Annotated in this window: 16 protein-coding genes; 11 read left to right on the top strand and 5 right to left on the bottom strand. The window is 70.4% G+C overall.

The window, feature by feature from the left end; genetic code table 11:
• Positions 1-7: 7 nt before the first annotated feature.
• From ABEB12_RS23660 to ABEB12_RS23640, 5 genes are all read left to right on the top strand, one after another.
• Positions 8-175: a hypothetical protein gene (locus ABEB12_RS23660; protein WP_185065920.1), complete on the top strand. Its 168-nt coding sequence runs from the start codon at positions 8-10 to the stop codon at positions 173-175.
• Positions 172-1,353 (top strand): thiolase C-terminal domain-containing protein, encoded by a 1,182-nt coding sequence (locus ABEB12_RS23655; RefSeq protein WP_185065921.1) that lies wholly within the window; start codon positions 172-174, stop codon positions 1,351-1,353. Before ABEB12_RS23660 ends, ABEB12_RS23655 begins: the two co-directional genes overlap by 4 nt.
• Before the next feature lie 167 nt (positions 1,354-1,520).
• A complete protein-coding gene (locus tag ABEB12_RS23650; protein WP_185065922.1) occupies positions 1,521-2,489 on the top strand; it encodes an NADPH:quinone oxidoreductase family protein in 969 nt (322 codons plus the stop codon).
• Between the two features lie 41 nt (positions 2,490-2,530).
• The gene (locus tag ABEB12_RS23645) at positions 2,531-3,559 is read left to right on the top strand and encodes an LLM class flavin-dependent oxidoreductase (protein WP_185065923.1); all 1,029 of its coding nucleotides are present in this window, start codon (positions 2,531-2,533) and stop codon (positions 3,557-3,559) included.
• On the top strand, positions 3,556-4,353 hold the full coding sequence (locus tag ABEB12_RS23640) for an enoyl-CoA hydratase-related protein (RefSeq protein ID WP_185065924.1): 798 nt from the start codon (positions 3,556-3,558) through the stop codon (positions 4,351-4,353). Before ABEB12_RS23645 ends, ABEB12_RS23640 begins: the two co-directional genes overlap by 4 nt.
• Here the strand turns inward: ABEB12_RS23640 and ABEB12_RS23635 are convergent.
• From ABEB12_RS23635 to ABEB12_RS23615, 5 genes are read right to left on the bottom strand one after another with little or no spacing between them, the layout of a single operon-like run.
• Positions 4,292-4,864, bottom strand: coding sequence for a TetR family transcriptional regulator (locus ABEB12_RS23635; RefSeq protein WP_185065925.1), 573 nt, complete (start codon positions 4,862-4,864; stop codon positions 4,292-4,294). The two genes, ABEB12_RS23640 and ABEB12_RS23635, sit on opposite strands and share 62 nt — an antisense overlap.
• Before the next feature lie 3 nt (positions 4,865-4,867).
• On the bottom strand, positions 4,868-6,007 hold the full coding sequence (locus ABEB12_RS23630; protein ID WP_185065926.1) for a CoA transferase: 1,140 nt from the start codon (positions 6,005-6,007) through the stop codon (positions 4,868-4,870).
• A gap of 11 nt (positions 6,008-6,018) precedes the next feature.
• Positions 6,019-6,804 carry an SDR family NAD(P)-dependent oxidoreductase gene (locus tag ABEB12_RS23625; protein WP_345703083.1) on the bottom strand — a complete coding sequence of 262 codons (786 nt, stop codon included), beginning with the start codon at positions 6,802-6,804 and terminating at the stop codon, positions 6,019-6,021.
• Between the two features lie 9 nt (positions 6,805-6,813).
• Positions 6,814-7,629, bottom strand: a complete 816-nt coding sequence (locus ABEB12_RS23620) for an enoyl-CoA hydratase-related protein (protein ID WP_185065927.1) — start codon at positions 7,627-7,629, stop codon at positions 6,814-6,816.
• Between the two features lie 4 nt (positions 7,630-7,633).
• A complete protein-coding gene (locus ABEB12_RS23615) occupies positions 7,634-8,812 on the bottom strand; it encodes a thiolase family protein (RefSeq protein ID WP_345703082.1) in 1,179 nt (392 codons plus the stop codon).
• 142 nt (positions 8,813-8,954) lie between these two features.
• Between ABEB12_RS23615 and ABEB12_RS23610 the strand changes: the two genes are divergently transcribed.
• Genes ABEB12_RS23610 through ABEB12_RS23585 form a run of 6 tightly spaced genes read left to right on the top strand, consistent with a single transcriptional unit; the run spans position 8,955 to position 15,259 of the window.
• Positions 8,955-10,550: an AMP-binding protein gene (locus ABEB12_RS23610; RefSeq protein WP_345703081.1), complete on the top strand. Its 1,596-nt coding sequence runs from the start codon at positions 8,955-8,957 to the stop codon at positions 10,548-10,550.
• Positions 10,551-10,570: 20 nt separating this feature from the next.
• Positions 10,571-11,728 carry an acyl-CoA dehydrogenase family protein gene (locus ABEB12_RS23605; protein ID WP_185065929.1) on the top strand — a complete coding sequence of 386 codons (1,158 nt, stop codon included), beginning with the start codon at positions 10,571-10,573 and terminating at the stop codon, positions 11,726-11,728.
• Between the two features lies 1 nt (position 11,729).
• A complete protein-coding gene (locus ABEB12_RS23600; RefSeq protein ID WP_185065930.1) occupies positions 11,730-12,722 on the top strand; it encodes a zinc-binding dehydrogenase in 993 nt (330 codons plus the stop codon).
• 55 nt (positions 12,723-12,777) lie between these two features.
• Positions 12,778-13,965, top strand: a complete 1,188-nt coding sequence (locus ABEB12_RS23595) for an iron-containing alcohol dehydrogenase (RefSeq protein WP_185065931.1) — start codon at positions 12,778-12,780, stop codon at positions 13,963-13,965.
• Positions 13,966-14,009: 44 nt separating this feature from the next.
• The gene (locus ABEB12_RS23590) at positions 14,010-14,177 is read left to right on the top strand and encodes a hydantoinase/oxoprolinase N-terminal domain-containing protein (RefSeq protein WP_221498808.1); all 168 of its coding nucleotides are present in this window, start codon (positions 14,010-14,012) and stop codon (positions 14,175-14,177) included.
• A 20-nt stretch (positions 14,178-14,197) separates the two neighbouring features.
• Positions 14,198-15,259: an MBL fold metallo-hydrolase gene (locus ABEB12_RS23585; protein ID WP_185065932.1), complete on the top strand. Its 1,062-nt coding sequence runs from the start codon at positions 14,198-14,200 to the stop codon at positions 15,257-15,259.
• The last annotated feature ends 27 nt before the right edge of the window (positions 15,260-15,286 follow it).

Here is a 15,286-nt window from a genome sequence, read left to right as displayed (position 1 = left end):
AGACACGATGGCCGACAAGCGGCTCACCGCTTTCCTGTACGCCGTGCACAGCGGGGATCCGGACCAGGTGCGCGCGGTACTGGCCGAGGACGTGGTAGTTGCGCTGCAGAACCGGCTCGCGCCCACCCTCGGGGTGCCGGCGCTGGCCCTCGTGCCCCAGGAGGGCGGCCGATGAGGGACGTCGTCGTCGCCGGTGTCGGGATGACCCGCTTCGGCCGCTTCCTCGACCGCTCGTTCGCCTCGCTGGTCACCGAGGCCGTCGGCGCGGCCCTCACCGACGCCGGCGCCACCGCTGATAGCGCGGGGCTCGTCTACTACAGCAACAGCGGTGCCGGGCTCATCCAGGGGCAGGAATCCGTCCGCGGGCAGCACGCCGTCCGCGGCAGCGGTCTCGAGGGCATTCCGTTGATCAACGTGGAGAACGCCTGTGCATCGGGATCGACCGCTGTCAATCAGGCGTGGCTTGCCGTTGCGGCGGGCCAGGTCGACGTCGCGGTCGCGGTAGGCGCGGAAAAGCTCAACCACGTGGACAAGAGCCGCGCTTTCGTGGTGATGACGGCCGCGTTGGACCAGGACCGCCTCGACGAGATTTACGCCGATCTCGGTGAGGGTGGGACGGGCTCGGTCTTCATGGACATCTATGCCCGGTTCGCCCGCTGGTACCGGGAGCGGACGGACGCGACCCAGAATGACTTCGCCCAGGTCGCGGTCAAGAACCACGCGCACGGCGCGCTCAACCCCAAGGCGCAGTACGGGGGTGTCCTCACCGTCGAGGAAGTGCTCGCGGCCCGTCCGATCAGCGGGGACCTGACCCTGCCGATGTGCGCGCCGATGTCCGACGGGGCCGCGGCCGCGGTGATCACCACGCCCGAGATCGCCACCCGGTGGGGGGCCGAGCCGGCACGGCTGCTGGCCACGGCGATCGGAGCCGCCCGTCCCGGTGTCTACGGCGAGCTCGTGCCGGACACCGCGCGCCGCGCCTATGAGATGGCAGGCCTCGGACCGGAGGACATCGACGTGGTGGAGTGCCACGACGCGGCCTCGCCCGCGGAGTTGATCGTCATGGAGGAGCTTGGGCTCTGCGAGCCAGGGAAGGCGCCGGCCCTCCTGCGTGAGGGGGCGACCACGCTCGGCGGCAGGCTGCCCATCAATCCGAGCGGCGGGCTGGGCAGCAAGGGGCACCCGGTCGGCGCGACTGGCCTCGGCCAACTCGTCGAGCTGGTCGACCAGGTGCGAGGAAGGTGCGGGGACCGCCAGGTAGACGGTGCACGGATCGGCCTCGCGGAGAACGCCGGTGGCTACATCGGCCCCGACGCCGCGGCGGCCTCGGTGACAATCGTCGGAGCGGCGTGAGTCAGCGGCACGTCCCGTCGCGCTCCCACACATCACCGTCGACTCGGCTCGGAGCGTGCGCCCATCGGACACCGTGCCGCCGCGGCATGGGCGACCCGTCAGGGCTATATTGACTAACTAGTAAGTATTGTGTCACGCTCGGCAACGGTCTCAGCGGGAGGTGGAGGGTGCGCGCAGCTCAAGTGCTGGGCTTCGACGGGCCGTCGGCGGTGCGGGTGCAGGACGTCGCCGAGCCCGTCGTCGGCCCGGGTGACGTGGTGGTCGATGTCCGGGCGGCGGGCGTGGTCTTCCCGGACCTCCTGCACACTCGTGGCCTCTACCAGGAGCAGCACGACCCGCCGTTCACCCTGGGCGGGGAATGCGCCGGGGTCGTGCGGACCGCGCCCGAGGGTTCTCGATTCGCGCCGGGCGACCGCGTGGCTGGACTGATGCGGATCGGGGCGTTCGCCGAGACCGTGGCGGTGCCCGAGCACTTGGTCCAACCATTGCCTGGCCGGCTCTCGTACGCCGAGGGGACCTGCTTGCCGATCAACTACCTCACAGCCCAGTTCGCCCTGCGCGAGAGAGGCAGCCTCGCGCCCGGGGAGACCGTTCTGGTGCACGGCGCCGCCGGTGGGGTAGGGACCGCCACCATCCAGTTGGCGGTCGCGTCCGGTGCCCGTGTGATCGCGGTGACGTCCAGCTCGGAGAAGGCCGAACTGGCCCATAAGGTCGGTGCCCACCACGTAGTCGACGCGACCTCGTTCCGCGACGAGGTCCTGGAGGCGACCGCCGGCGCGGGCGTGGACGTGATCGTCGACCCGGTGGGCGGCGACCGCTTCACCGACTCGCTGCGCTGCCTACGTCCGCTGAGCGGTCGGCTGCTCGTCGTGGGCTTCACCGCGGGGGACATACCGACGGTCAAGGTAAACCGGCTCCTCCTCACGAACACCGACGTGCGCGGAGTGGGCTGGGCGAAGCCCGCGTTCGATACGCCCGGCTTCGTCACGCGGCACTGGGCGGACCTGCTGCCGCACATCCACTCCGGTGCCGTCGTGCCACCCGTCGCCGAGGTCTTTCCGCTCGACCGAGTGGTCGAGGCGCTCGCCGTCGTCGACGAGCGACGAGTGCTCGGAAAGGTCGTCCTGCGGCCGTGAGCGAGGCGACCCGAGGAACTGTTCGAGAGAGGCGAGCGACGATGCGACTGGGTGTATTCGTGGCCTACTGGCCCTGGTTCACCTACGACGAACAGGTGGCGTTGGCCAGGCGGGCCGACCGGCTCGGCTACGACTCGGTCTGGGTAGCCGAGGGATACGGGCAGGAAGCCGTCGCGATCCTCGGGGCACTATCCGCGGTGACCGAGCAGATCCGGCTCGGCACCGGCATCCTGCAGATCCCTGCCCGACAGCCCGCGGCCGCTGCCACCGCGGCCGCGACACTGGACCGGATCTCCGGCGGCCGGTTGTTGCTCGGTCTCGGGCTCTCTGGACCACAGGTGTCGGAGGGTTGGTACGGAGTCCCCTTCACCGCGCCGCTGCGGCGGACCCGCGAGTACGTCGAGATCGTTCGAATGGCCTGCTCGGGGGACCGGCTGACCTACCCCGGCCGCGAGTGGACGATCCCGTATGAGGGCGGACTGCGCCTGGGTAAGCCGCTGAAGATGCTCGGCGGCGGTCCGATCCAGAGTCGGATCCCGATCTACCTCGGCGTCGGCGGGCAGCGGACGGTCGAACAGTGCGGCGAGATCGCCGACGGCTGGTTCCCGTTCCTGTTCAGCCCCGAGCACTCCGCGATGCTGACCGAGCCGCTCCTGCGCGGCCTGGCCCGCTCAGGGCGGGACCGCTCCGCCATGACGATTGCCGCGGCGGTTCCGGCAGCCCTGCACGAGGACTTGGCCACGGCTCGCGACCTCGTGCGCCCGCTGCTCGCCTTCTACCTGGGCGGGATGGGGTCGAGGGAGAAGAACTTCTACACCGAACTGGCTGTGCGTTACGGGCACGGGGCGAGTGCCCGGGAATGCCAGGACCGCTTCCTCGCCGGCGACCGGCGCGGGGCGGAGGCGGCGTTGACGCCCGAGCTGATCGACCTGGTCACGATCGCCGCCACCCCGACCACGCTGGAGAAGTCGGTGGCCCGGTTCGCCGGCGCCGATGTCGACACGCTCGTCGTGGTGCCCTTCGGCGACCGCCCCGCGGTCCTCGAAGCCCTGGCGGGAGTCCTCGCGTGAGCGGGGCAACGGTCCAGGTCGAACGGCGCGGCGCGCTCGCTCGGATCGCGTTGTGCCGCCCTGAGCGTCACAACGCCCAGAACCTGGAGATGTGGCGGGAGCTGCGGACGGCGGGTCTGCGGCTCGGCGAGGACCCCGAGGTCCGCGCGGCGGTCCTGGTCGGGGAGGGACAGTCGTTCAGCTCCGGCCTGGACCTGGCCGAGATGCGGCCGGGCGGGTTCCTACACGCGGTCGCGGAGTCGAGCGACGCGGACGCCCTCACCCTCATCGAGGAGGCACAGGCCGCATTCGGGTGGATCGGCGCGGCCCCGTTCCCGGTGGTCGCCGCTGTCCGCGGTGTCGCCGTCGGTGCCGGGATCCAGCTCGCCCTCGCCTGCGACGTCCGCATCGTCGCCGAGGACACCACCCTAGCCGTCGCGGAGCTTGGCCTGGGTGCGGTCCCCGACCTCGGAGCGACGGTCGACCTGCCCCGAGTGGTCGGGCTCGAGCGGGCTCTGGACCTGATCCTCAGCGCGCGGCGCTTCGACGGGAACGAGGCTGTGGCACTCGGTCTCGCCCTCCGCGCCGTGCCGTCCGCCGAGGTCGAGTCCGAGGCGCTCGCCTACGCCGAGCGGCTCGCCGCCGCGCCGCGAGCAGCTTTGGCGTGGGCCAAGGCCGCCACCCGCGAGAAGGACTCGGCGCGCAGCCTCCACCTCGCCGCGCTGGGTCAGGTGGAGTGCGTGCGCGCCATGCTCACCGCGGGAATATCGCCCCGAGCAACTTCTCGATCTGCCGCGACAACTCCTCGGGGGTGACGGGTCCCGTGGGGTCGTACCAGCGGTAGAGGGTGGCCAGCATCGACAGGACCAGGTTCGCCGCGATCGTCGTGTCGACACCGCGCTCCACCGGGAGGCACTCGTCGAGCAGGAGCCGGAAGTCCTGCGTACGGGCGTGTGCCCAGGAGCGGAACGTCTCGCGGCCCTGTTCAGACAGCTCGACCTCTTCGCTGAAGACGATGGCGTAGAAGGTGCGGTTGGCTGACGCTGCCTCGATGTGCGCGGAGATCAGCCCGCGCAACCTGGTCTCCGGCGGCTCGCCGCTCTCCAGGACCTCCTTGAGGCGTCTGCCCAGATCGCCGGTGACCACGTCGACCATGAGGTCGAGCAGGTGCTGTTTGCTGCGGGTGTACTTGTAGACGGTCGGCCGGGAGATGCCGGCCGCCTCGGCGATGTCGTCGATGGTGGCGTTGCGGTAGCCCTTGCCGCGGAAGGCTTCGGCCGCCGCCGCAACCAACGCGGTCGTGTCTGTCGCCCGTTCCCGTGCCATTGGCTAATACTGCCTGGTCAGTTCAGCTCTCAGAACCGCGGCCCCCGTCGCGTCCGGCACCCCGGCCTCGCGCAGGACCTCTTCGGTGTGCTCACCGAGCCTCGGCACCTCGGTCCGGGGCCCGGGGGCGGTCCCGTTCACGACGAGTGGCTGCCGCAGGTATCGACGGCTCCCTACTGTCTGCAGCAGGCCCCGCCCGTGCAGGTGTGGGCCCGCGACCAGGCTGGCGAGGTCCTGGACGGCTCCGTACGCGATGCCCGCGGAGGGCAGGACCTGCTCCCAGTGGGTCAGGGGCTCGGCGGCGATGCGGCTGCTCAGCGCGGCGCGGATCTCGTCGCGGCGGGCGGCTCGCTCCGGCCCCGGGACGTCGGCCAGGGTCTCCAACCGCAGCTCCGCGCAGAGCGCCCGCCAGAAGTGGTCCTCGAAGGCGATGGAGAGCGAGATCCAGCGTCCGTCGGCGGTCGCGAACAACCCGTAGCCGGGATCCTGTCCGAGCGTGTCGGCGGGCATGCCATTGGCCGTGGGCACGAGTCGGGTCACCACGAACGACATCAGGGCGTCGAACATGCCGACGTCGTAGTGCCCGCCGTGGCCACTGGCCACACGGCCCGCCAGCCCGGTGAGCGCGGCGATCGCGGCGAACAGCCCGGCAGCCACATCGGCCAGAGCGACCGGCGGTACTACCGGCACCTCCGCGTCGAGCAGGCCCGTCACGGCCTGGAAGGACAGGTCGTGGGCCGGCCGGTCGCGGTAAGGGCCGTCTTGGCCGAAACCGGAGACGGACACCACCACCAGCCCTGGATGATCCCTGGTGAGCTCGGCGGGGGAGAGCCCCAGCCTGCTGAGCACACCGGGACGGAATCCCTCCACCAATACGTCGGCCCGGGCGATCAGTGCCCGACAGGCCTCGAGGCCCGCTGGCGTCTTCAGGTCCAGGGCGACGGAGCGCTTGCCGCGGTTGAGCGCCGCGTAGTGGCCGGGAAAGACTCGTGACGGGTCCCCGCCCCTCGGGCGCTCCACCTGCACGACGTCCGCCCCGAGATCGCCAAGGATCATGGTGGCGAACGGCCCGGGGTACTGCTCGGCCAGGCTGACGACGCGGTATCCCTCGAGTGGCCGCACCGCCTCGGCGCGGTCACTCATGCCCTGATCGCTCATGGTGTGATCGCGTAGCCGCCGTTGACCGGGTAGGTCTGCCCGGTCACCCACGCCGCGGCGTCCGAGGCGAGGAACAGCACCGCGTTGGCGGCGTCGGCCGGCTCGCCGAAGCGGCGGATGACATAGCCGCGCAGCGCCTTCCTGGCCACCTCGGGATCGGCGATGGCCGACGCCACACCAGGGGTGTTGACGGTCGACAGCGCCACGCAGTTCGCGGTGATCCCGTGCCGGCCGACGGACTTGGCCAACCCTCGGGAGAAGCCGGCCGCGCCGGCCTTGGCGCCGCCGTAGACGGCGAGGTTGGGCTCACCGGTGCGGCCCGCGTCGGAGATGACGGACACGATCCGGCCGTAGCCGCGCTCGACCATGTCCGGCAACACGGCGCGGCACCCATTGAGGACCCCGTAGAAGTTGGTGGCGATCCACGGCTCCCAGTCCTTGGGGTCGGTCTCCCAGAACGGCGGGGTGTGGGCCAGCGGATCGTCGGCGGGGCCGGCGTTGCCCGCGTTGTTGACCAGCACGTCGATCGGGCCGAGCTGCTCGGTCCCGTGCGCCACCATGGCCGTCACGTCGTCGAGGTCGGTGACGTCGCAGCGAAGCGCGAGCGCTCGGCCACCCTGCTCGCTGATCTCGGCGGCCACCGCCTCCGCCCGGTCGAGGTGGTAGTCGTTGACCACCACGGCGCCTCCATAGGCGGCGATGTGCAGGGCGACCTGCCGGCCGACCCCCTGTCCGGCGCCGGTGACCAGGGCGGTGCGGCCGGTCATGTCCAGGACGTTCACGGGGTTCTCCTAGTTTCCGGGGAAGTCGGGGGTGCGCTTCTCGGCGAAGGCGGTGATGCCCTCGAGCCAGTCCGCGGAGCGCTCGTGCAGGGCTGACGCCTCGAGCTCCCGGGTGACCGCGGCCGGAAGCGGGGTGTCGTGGGCGTCGTTGGCCAGCCGTTTCATTGCGGCGAGGCCGATGGGGCTGCGGCACGCGATGATCTCGGCCAGCCGGTCGACGGCGGGCCCGAGTTCGTCGGGGTCGACCACGTCGACGACCAGGTCGGTGCCGAGGAAGCGCTCGGCCGGATGCAGCTCGCCGGTGAACATCAGGTGCTTCGCGGTGGACAGTCCGAGCCGACGGACCAGCCGGACCGACGCCCCGCCTCCGGGGATCTGCCCGTAGAGCGCGTGTCCGTCGCCGAGCTTCGCCGCGCGCGAGGCGACGACCAGGTCGCAGACCAGGAGCAGCTCGAGGCCGCCGCCGACCGCGAACCCGTTCACCGCGGCGATCACCGGTTTCCGGAAGGTCTCGAGGCGATCGAGGACCGCCCGGACGCGGTGCAGGAACGCGTTGCCGGCGCTGGCCGCGCCGTCCGGGGCGGGGGTATTGGCGAGGGACCGGGCGTAGCGCAGGTCGGCGCCGGCGCAGAAGGCCTTGCCCTCGGCGGCGAGGACGACGACCCGCACCTCGGGATCGGCGTCGGCGGCGTCGACACCGGCGCTCAGGCCGTCGAGGATGTCCTGGTTGATGCCGTTGAACACCTCGGGCCGGTTGAGTCGCAGCCACAGCGCCGGTCCGCGACGCTCCCGGACCACGGCGCTGTCGGTGAGGGTGGAGGTCATCGGGTCAGTCCTTACTCAAGATCGTGACGACGCACGCCGCGCCCCCGGGATGGGTGTAGCCACCGGCGTTCTCGGCCAGCCCGATGCGAGCGGCCTCGACCTGTCGCTCGCCGGCCCGGCCACGCAGCTGCGTGACGAGCTCGACCAACTGGGCGGCTCCGGTCGCCCCGACCGGGTGACCACGGGAGACCAACCCGCCGCTGGGGTTGACCGGCACCCGTCCGCCGAGGCGGGTCGCGCCCGAACGCAGGAGTTTGACTCCCTCGCCCGGCCCGCACAGGCCCAGCTCCTCGGTGACGATGAGCTCGTTGGGGGAGGCGGCGTCGTGGACCTCGACGACGTCGAGGTCCACGGGGCCGAGACCCGCTTCGGCGTACGCGGCGTCGATCGTGCGCTGTTCGAGGACAGGCTCGGTCCCGCCGGGGATGCCGGAGCGCAACGCGGAGGCGCGGACCCGCACCGCCGCCGACCGGTCAGCAACCCGCTCGTTCGCCCGCAGGACCAGAGCGGCGGCTCCGTCCGCGATCGGGGAGCACATCAGCATGGTCAGCGGACCCGCGACCGGGCGGCTGGCGAGGACCTCGTCGGCCGTTCGTGCGGTGCGGTACTGCGCTTTCGGGTTCAGCGAGCCGTGCCGGGAGTTCTTCGCGGCCACCTCGGCGAAATCAGCGGCGGTCGCACCGGACCGGGCCATGTAGTCCGCGCAGGTCGCGGCGTAGACCTCCATGAAGAACGAGTCGGCCGGGCCGTCGCGGCCGGTGAGCTCGCGGTTGAACTCCTCGATTCGGTCGACGTCCGCCGCTGTGGTCAGCGCGTCGAGCGCCGCCCGCGTCCCCTTGCCGCTCATCTTCTCGGTCCCCACGACCAGCACGGTGTCGTAGGCGCCGGAACGGATGGCACTCAGCGCGACGTGCACCCCGGTGGAGCTGCCCGCACAGGCGTTCTCGACGTTGATCAGGGGCTTGCCGACCAGGCCGGTCCCCGAGGTCACGACCTGTCCTCGCGTCATCTCCTGGCCGGTGAGTAGGCCCGCTACCGCATTGGCGTGCACCACCAGGTCGACGTCGGCCGGGGTGAGGCTGGAGTCGGCCAGCGCCTCGTCGATCGCGGCGGTGCCCAGGTGGCGTAGGGAGATGTCGGGGAACTTGCCGAATCCGGTGATCCCGACCCCGGTGATGCTCACGTCTCGCACGGCGTGCCTTCCGTCCACGGTGACTGTCTGCGAATCGAGGCTTGCAGAATACTAACTAATAAGTCAATATTGCCGTCGTTACCGACCCTGGAGCGCGCGCTCTCACGGCGCGGCGCGGAGAGGGGAGAGCGACGTGGCTCCCGATTTGAGCTCCAACCCGGCTGTCCCGCCCTACCTGGTGGGCCCCTCGTACGGCGATGTGATCGTCGAGGCGCTGACTCGCTACCCGACTCGGGACGCGTTCGTTCTGGGCAAGCGGCGGGTGACCTACGGGGAGGCCGCCGACCTGGTCGGGCGCACCCAACAGGTCCTCCTCGACCACGGCATCCGCTCCGGCCGGGGTGTCGGAGTGCTCAGCCCCAACGCAACCGAGGTCTTCGTGGCGCAGGCCGCGACTTTCCTGACCGGTGCCCGCTACACCGGACTGCACCCGATGGGCTCGGTCGACGACCACGTCTTCCTCTGTGAGGACGCCGAGATCGAGGTGCTCATCGCCCACCCCGCCTTCGCCGAGACCGCGGCGCGGGTCGCCGAACGCGCCGGTTCGGTGAAGCACGTGCTGAGCATCGGCCCGTCGGAGGTCGGGCCGGACCTGCTCACGCTGTGTGCCTCGGCCGGGCCGCGCCGCCTGGTGGCTCCCGCCGTCGACGAGGAGACCACGGCCTGGCTGCAGTACACCGGGGGAACGACCGGGCTGCCGAAGGGGGCGATGCTCTCGCACCGGGCACTGGTCCAGGAGGTCCTGACCCTGACCGCGTCCTGGGGGCTGCCCGAGAAACCCGTGTACCTGGCGTCCTCGCCGATCACCCACGCCGCGGTGCTGCCGGTGGTGCCGGTCCTGGCCAGGGGCGGGACCGTCGTGCTGCAGCAGGGCTTCGATCCCGACGCGTGGCTGAGCGCGGTCGAGAACGAGCGGGTCAACTACGCCTTCGTCGTCCCGACGATGCTCTACGCGATGTTGGACAAGGCCGACCCGGCCGCCCGGGACACCTCCGGGCTGGAGACCCTCTGTTACGGCGCAGCGCCGATGAGCCCTTCACGGCTGCTCGAGGCCCAGGAGGCCTTCGGGCCGGTGATGATGCAGGTCTACGGCCAGACCGAGTGCGTGGGAATGAGCACGAGCCTGCGCAAGGACGAGCACGACCCGGTCGGCCGTCCGGACCTGCTCACCTCCTGCGGCCGGGCGGCGGCGGGCGTTCGCATCGAGATCCTCGACGACGACGGCGCGCCGGTCCCCGACGGCGAGGTCGGGGAGATCTCGGTCCGCTCCCGTGTGGTGATGACCGGCTACTGGAAGCGCGAACAGGAAAGCGCCGACGCGCTGCGCGGTGGCTGGCTGCACACGGGGGACATGGGCGTCCGAGACGGCGACGGGTTCTTCCACATTGTCGACCGCAAGAAGGACATGATCGTCACCGGTGGGTTCAACGTGTACCCGCGCGAGGTCGAGGATGTCCTGACCGGCCACGATTCGGTCCGGGAAGCCGCGGTCATCGGTCTGCCAGACGACCGGTGGGGTGAGGCCGTCACCGCGTTCGTCGTCCCGAGCGCCGGCCACCGGATCGACGTCGCCGAGCTCACCGCTCTGGTGAAGAGCCGGAAGGGCGCGCACCAGGCGCCCAAACGGGTCGAGGTCGTTCCCGAACTGCCGACCACGGGCGTCGGAAAGATCGACAAGAAGGCGCTGCGCGCCGCCCACTGGACGGGCCAGGACCGGCACGTCCACTGACGACCTCGCAAGGAGCCACGTTGTCCGCCAACCCTTTCGTCCTCGACGAGGACCACACCCAGTTCCGGGACTCCGTGCGCAACCTCGCTCGCCGGGAGTTCCTCGACAGCTACCACGCGCGCGCCGCGCGCACCGAGTTCCCGCACCAGGAGCTGAAGAAGCTCACCGAGGCAGGGCTGACGAACCTGACTCTCGCCGAGGAGCGAGGTGGTCAAGGAGCGGATCTGCTGGCTCTGGCGGTCGCCTGTGAGGAGGTGGCCTACGCCGACCCGAACATGGGCTACATCCTGTTCAGCACGAACAGTCTGGTTGCTCTGTTGGCCGAGCAGGAGTCCGAGGCGATCCGGCGCTGGTCGCCGATCGTCGCCGCGGGCGATGCCCTCGGCTGCTGGGCGGTGACCGAGCCGGGCGCCGGCTCGGACGCCTCGGCGCTGCGGACCAAGGCGGTCCGAGTCGACGGCGGCTGGGTCCTCACCGGCGAGAAGACCTCGGTCACCCTGGCTCCGCACGCGGATATCGCGGTGGTTCTCGCGCAGACCGATCCCACCCTCAAGGCCCGCGGAATCGGCTGCTTCCTCGTCGAGTGTGCCGACCCGACCGTCAGCTCGCAGAGCTTCGCCGACCCCGGGTTCAAGCCGTTGGGGCGAGGGTCGATCACGATGGACGGCACCCTCGTGCCGGACGAGCGAGTCCTCGCCGAACCGGGCAAGGGCTTCGGCCAGATCATGGCCGAGTTCGACCTCAGCCGGACCCTCATCGCGCTGACCTGCGTCGGTTCCGCCCAGCGGGCCCTGGACATGGCCGCTGCCTATGCCAAGGAACGGACCGCGTTCGGCCGGCCGCTGGCCACGAATCAGGGAGTGTCCTTCCCACTTGCCGAACACACGACCTACCTGGCCGCGGTCCGGGCGCTGGCCTACCAGGCGATCGGGCTGCGGATGGCCGGCCTGCCGCACACCACGCAGGCGGCGATGTTGAAGTGGTGGGCTCCGAGGGTCGCCTTCGCGGCGATCCAGGAGGCCGTGGTGCTGCACGGGCAGGTCGGTTGGTCCGACGAGATGCCGCTGCAGGCGTTGTTGCGCGACGTCTCCGGCTACCAGATCGGCGACGGTACCCCGCAGATCCAGAAGGTCATCATCGCCCGGGACATCCTCGGCCGGGATGCGCTCGGGTCGTGACATGAGAGCCACCTGGTACGACCACACCGGCCCGGCCGCCGAGGTCCTGACCTATGGTGAGCTACCCGACCCTGAACCCGGTCCCGGCGAGGTCCGCGTCAGGATCCACACGTCCGGGGTCAATCCGGCCGACACGAAACGCCGCCGTGGCTGGGCAGGCCTGCGGATGGACTTTCCCCGACAGGTTCCGCACGACGACGGCGCCGGCGTGATCGACGCGGTCGGCCCGGAAGTGGACCCGGCCCGCATCGGTACCAGGGTGTGGCTCTACGACGCCCGGGTCGGCCGGCCCATCGGCACGGCCGCCGAGTACGTCTGCGTACCAGACCGGAACGCCGAACCGCTACCGGACCGGATCGGGTTCGTCGAGGGTGCCTGTATCAGCGTCCCCGGGCGGACCGCCCATCGCTGCCTGTTCCGAGACGGCCCGCTCAAGGGTGCGACGGTGCTGGTCGCCGGGGCCGCTGGCGCGGTCGGCAACGCCGCGGTCCAGCAGGCCGTCGCGGCCGGAGCCACGGTGATCGGCACGGTGGGCCGCGAGGAGAATCGCGAGATCGCCCGCGCCTCGGGATGCTCGCTGGTGCTGGACTACCGCCACGACGACGTCGTCGCCGCCGTTCTGGACGCGACCGACGGCCGTGGCGCGGACCGGATCGTCGAGGTCGATCTGGCCGCGAACATGGAGATAGACGCCCGATGCGTCGCCATGAACGGGACCATCGCGGTATACGGGACCGACTCGGGGCACAAGCCCGTGGTTCCGGTGTGGCGGCTGATGAACGCCAGCGTGACCGTGCATTTCGAGCTCCTCTACAACCTGCCCTACGCCGCGCACCGCCAGGCCGCCGACGATCTCAACCGTTGGCTCACTGACGGGGTCGTGTCCATGCGCGTCGGGCGCCGCTTCCCCGCGGGCGAGGTCGCCGCGGCGCACGAGACCGTCGAGACCGGTCAAGGCGGCGGAAACGTCGTCGTCGAGATCGTCCCTACGTGACGCTGCTGGCCGACCACCATCCGCCACTGCCACTGCCACTGCCGACAGGAGACTCATGAGCCCGAGGTCCTTCCTCGTCCCACCGGTCGACACCGTCACCTACGGCCCCGGCGCGTTCGACGAGGTCAGCAACCGGATCGCCCAGATCGGCGGCGTCCGGGTCATGGTCATCCTCTCCGGATCGCTCGCCGGCGGCCCGGTCGAGAAGGCACTGCACGAGCGCCTGGGATCGAGGGTCGTCGGGGTCTACTCCCGCACCCGCCAACATGTTCCGCGTTCCTCCGTGCTCGAGGCGGCGCGGATCGCGCGGGACAACCGGGCCGACTGCGTGATGAGTGTGGGGGGTGGAACCCCCATCGACTGTGCCAAGGCGGTCGCGCTCGCCCTGAGCGCCGAGATCCGGCAGCCCGAGGACTTCGAGCGCCACCGGGTCCGGTTCACCTACCCGAGTACCTACGAGGTGCCTTCGATCGATGGTGACGTCGTTCCACACGTCGCCGTCCCCACCACGCTCTCCGGCGGGGAACACACCGGGTTGTGTGGAGTGACCAACGACGCGACTCGCTCGAAGGACGCCTACACCAGCTCGAAGCTGCAGCCTCGTGCCGTGGTCCTCGATCCCTGGGTCACCGCGGGGACACCGGGCTGGCTGTGGGCGGCGTCCGGGATGCGTGCGGTTGACCACGCGGTCGAAGGAATCCTGTCCGCCCGGCACATGCCGATGACCGACGCCCTCGGCTCAGGCGCGCTGCGCCTGCTCACCGAGAATCTGCCCGGCAGCACCGCCGACCCGCACGATCAACACGCGCGCACCCAATGCCTGCTCGGCACCTGGCTGTCGATCTTTGGGTTGACCAACGTCGGGGTGGGGCTCTCCCATGGCATCGGCCACCAGCTCGCCGCCGAGTTCGACATGATCCACGGCGTGACCTCGGCGATCATGCTGCCGTTGGTCATGGAGTTCACCAAGGTTCAGACCCTGCCCCGCTTGCGCGTTGTCGCCGAGGCCATGGGAGTCGACACCCGCGAACTGACCGACTCCGCCGCCGCCGACGCCGCGATCAGCGCGGTGCGGGATCTCGTGGCCCTTCTGGGAGTCCCGAACCGAATCTCCGCGGCCGGTGGCACCCGCGACGAGCTACCGAAGATCGCCGACCACGTCATGGGCGACGCCGCGGTCGCGGCCTGCCCCCGTCGCGTGACCCGTGACGACGTCCTCGAGCTGCTCCACGCCGCTTGGTGAACCCCTCGGCACGACCGACCGCACGACAGGAAGGACACGACGACGTGAGTATCGCGGTGGAGTACCAGATCGGCTGCGACATCGGTGGCACATTCACCGATGTCACGGCCGTCGACAGCACCGGCACCGTCTACTCGGACAAGTCCGACACCACTCCCCACGACCTGTCGATCGGAACCTGGCGGGTCGGATCGGCTCGGGCGTCCGCGTGAATGCGGTCGCCCCCGGTCCCGTGTACACCCTGATGGTCGCGGTCGGAGTCCTCACGGACGAAGCCCGCCAGCGAACGGTCCCGCTGGGTCAGCGGGATCCCCCTGACCGTCGACGGCGGCTTCAGCGCCGATCCGCGCATGAGCACGGCAACCACCGTGACCCCGCCAACAACCTCAGCCGTCCCCCATCCCGCACCAGCACCGAAAGGCACGTCCGGATGTCGCTCACCGTCCACACCCTCGAACTCGGCCGCGCGGCCGCCGACTCCACCTTCTTCGTCAGACATCGCGTACCCGGCACCCTCGTCAGCGCCCCGGTGCACGGTTACCTGATCCTGGGAGGCGACGCCCCGATCGTCGTGGATACCGGATTCCGCAACGACGACGTGATGGCCCGCGTCGGTCTGCACCCTGAGCTCCGTGACGAGAACTCGATGGAGGCCCAACTCGATCGCTACGGGGTCAGCATCGACGAAGTCGGCATGGTTATCCAGACGCACCTGCACGTCGATCACGCCGGCCACATCGACAAGTTCCCGACCACCACACCCGTGGTCGTCAACCGCGCCGAGATGGAGTTCGCGGCGAGCGGGTTGCAGGGGCTCGGGTACGCGCCGGAGGACCTCAAGCACATGATCGACCGCACCCACGCTCCCGACGCGGTGCGCTGGCTCGATCTCGAGCTCACCGGCCCGGTGAGCGTCGCGCCCGGGGTGCGCTGCGAGCACGCGGGCGGCCACACCGACGGCTCGCTGGTGGTTTACGTCGACACCGAGCACGGCCCGGCCGCGATCTGCGGCGACATCCTCTACGACATCGAGGACCAGGTCATAACCGGCCTCATGCAGAACGGGTTCCTCGAGCCACAGGTGTCCAACAACTTCAGCGGCTCGTTGCGCGGAGAGACGGCGGCGATCAAAAAAGTCCTCAACAACGCCACCTTCGTGCTGCCGGGCCACGACATCGGCGCCAAGGTCGAGAACGGCCAGGTCATCGGCCGGGTCGAAGGCCTGACTGTGCCCGGACCGGTCATTGCGCTCCCCAGTCCAGGAGCCTCCCGTGAGGTCTCCCTCAACTCCTGACCCTTCCCTCACTTCGCAAGGAGAACC

Source organism: Actinospineispora eucalypti, assembly GCF_039543365.1.
GTDB classification, from domain to species: domain Bacteria; phylum Actinomycetota; class Actinomycetes; order Mycobacteriales; family Pseudonocardiaceae; genus Pseudonocardia; species Pseudonocardia eucalypti.
Note: the sequence above shows the minus strand (reverse complement) of the source record. Positions and strands in the feature narration are given on the sequence as shown.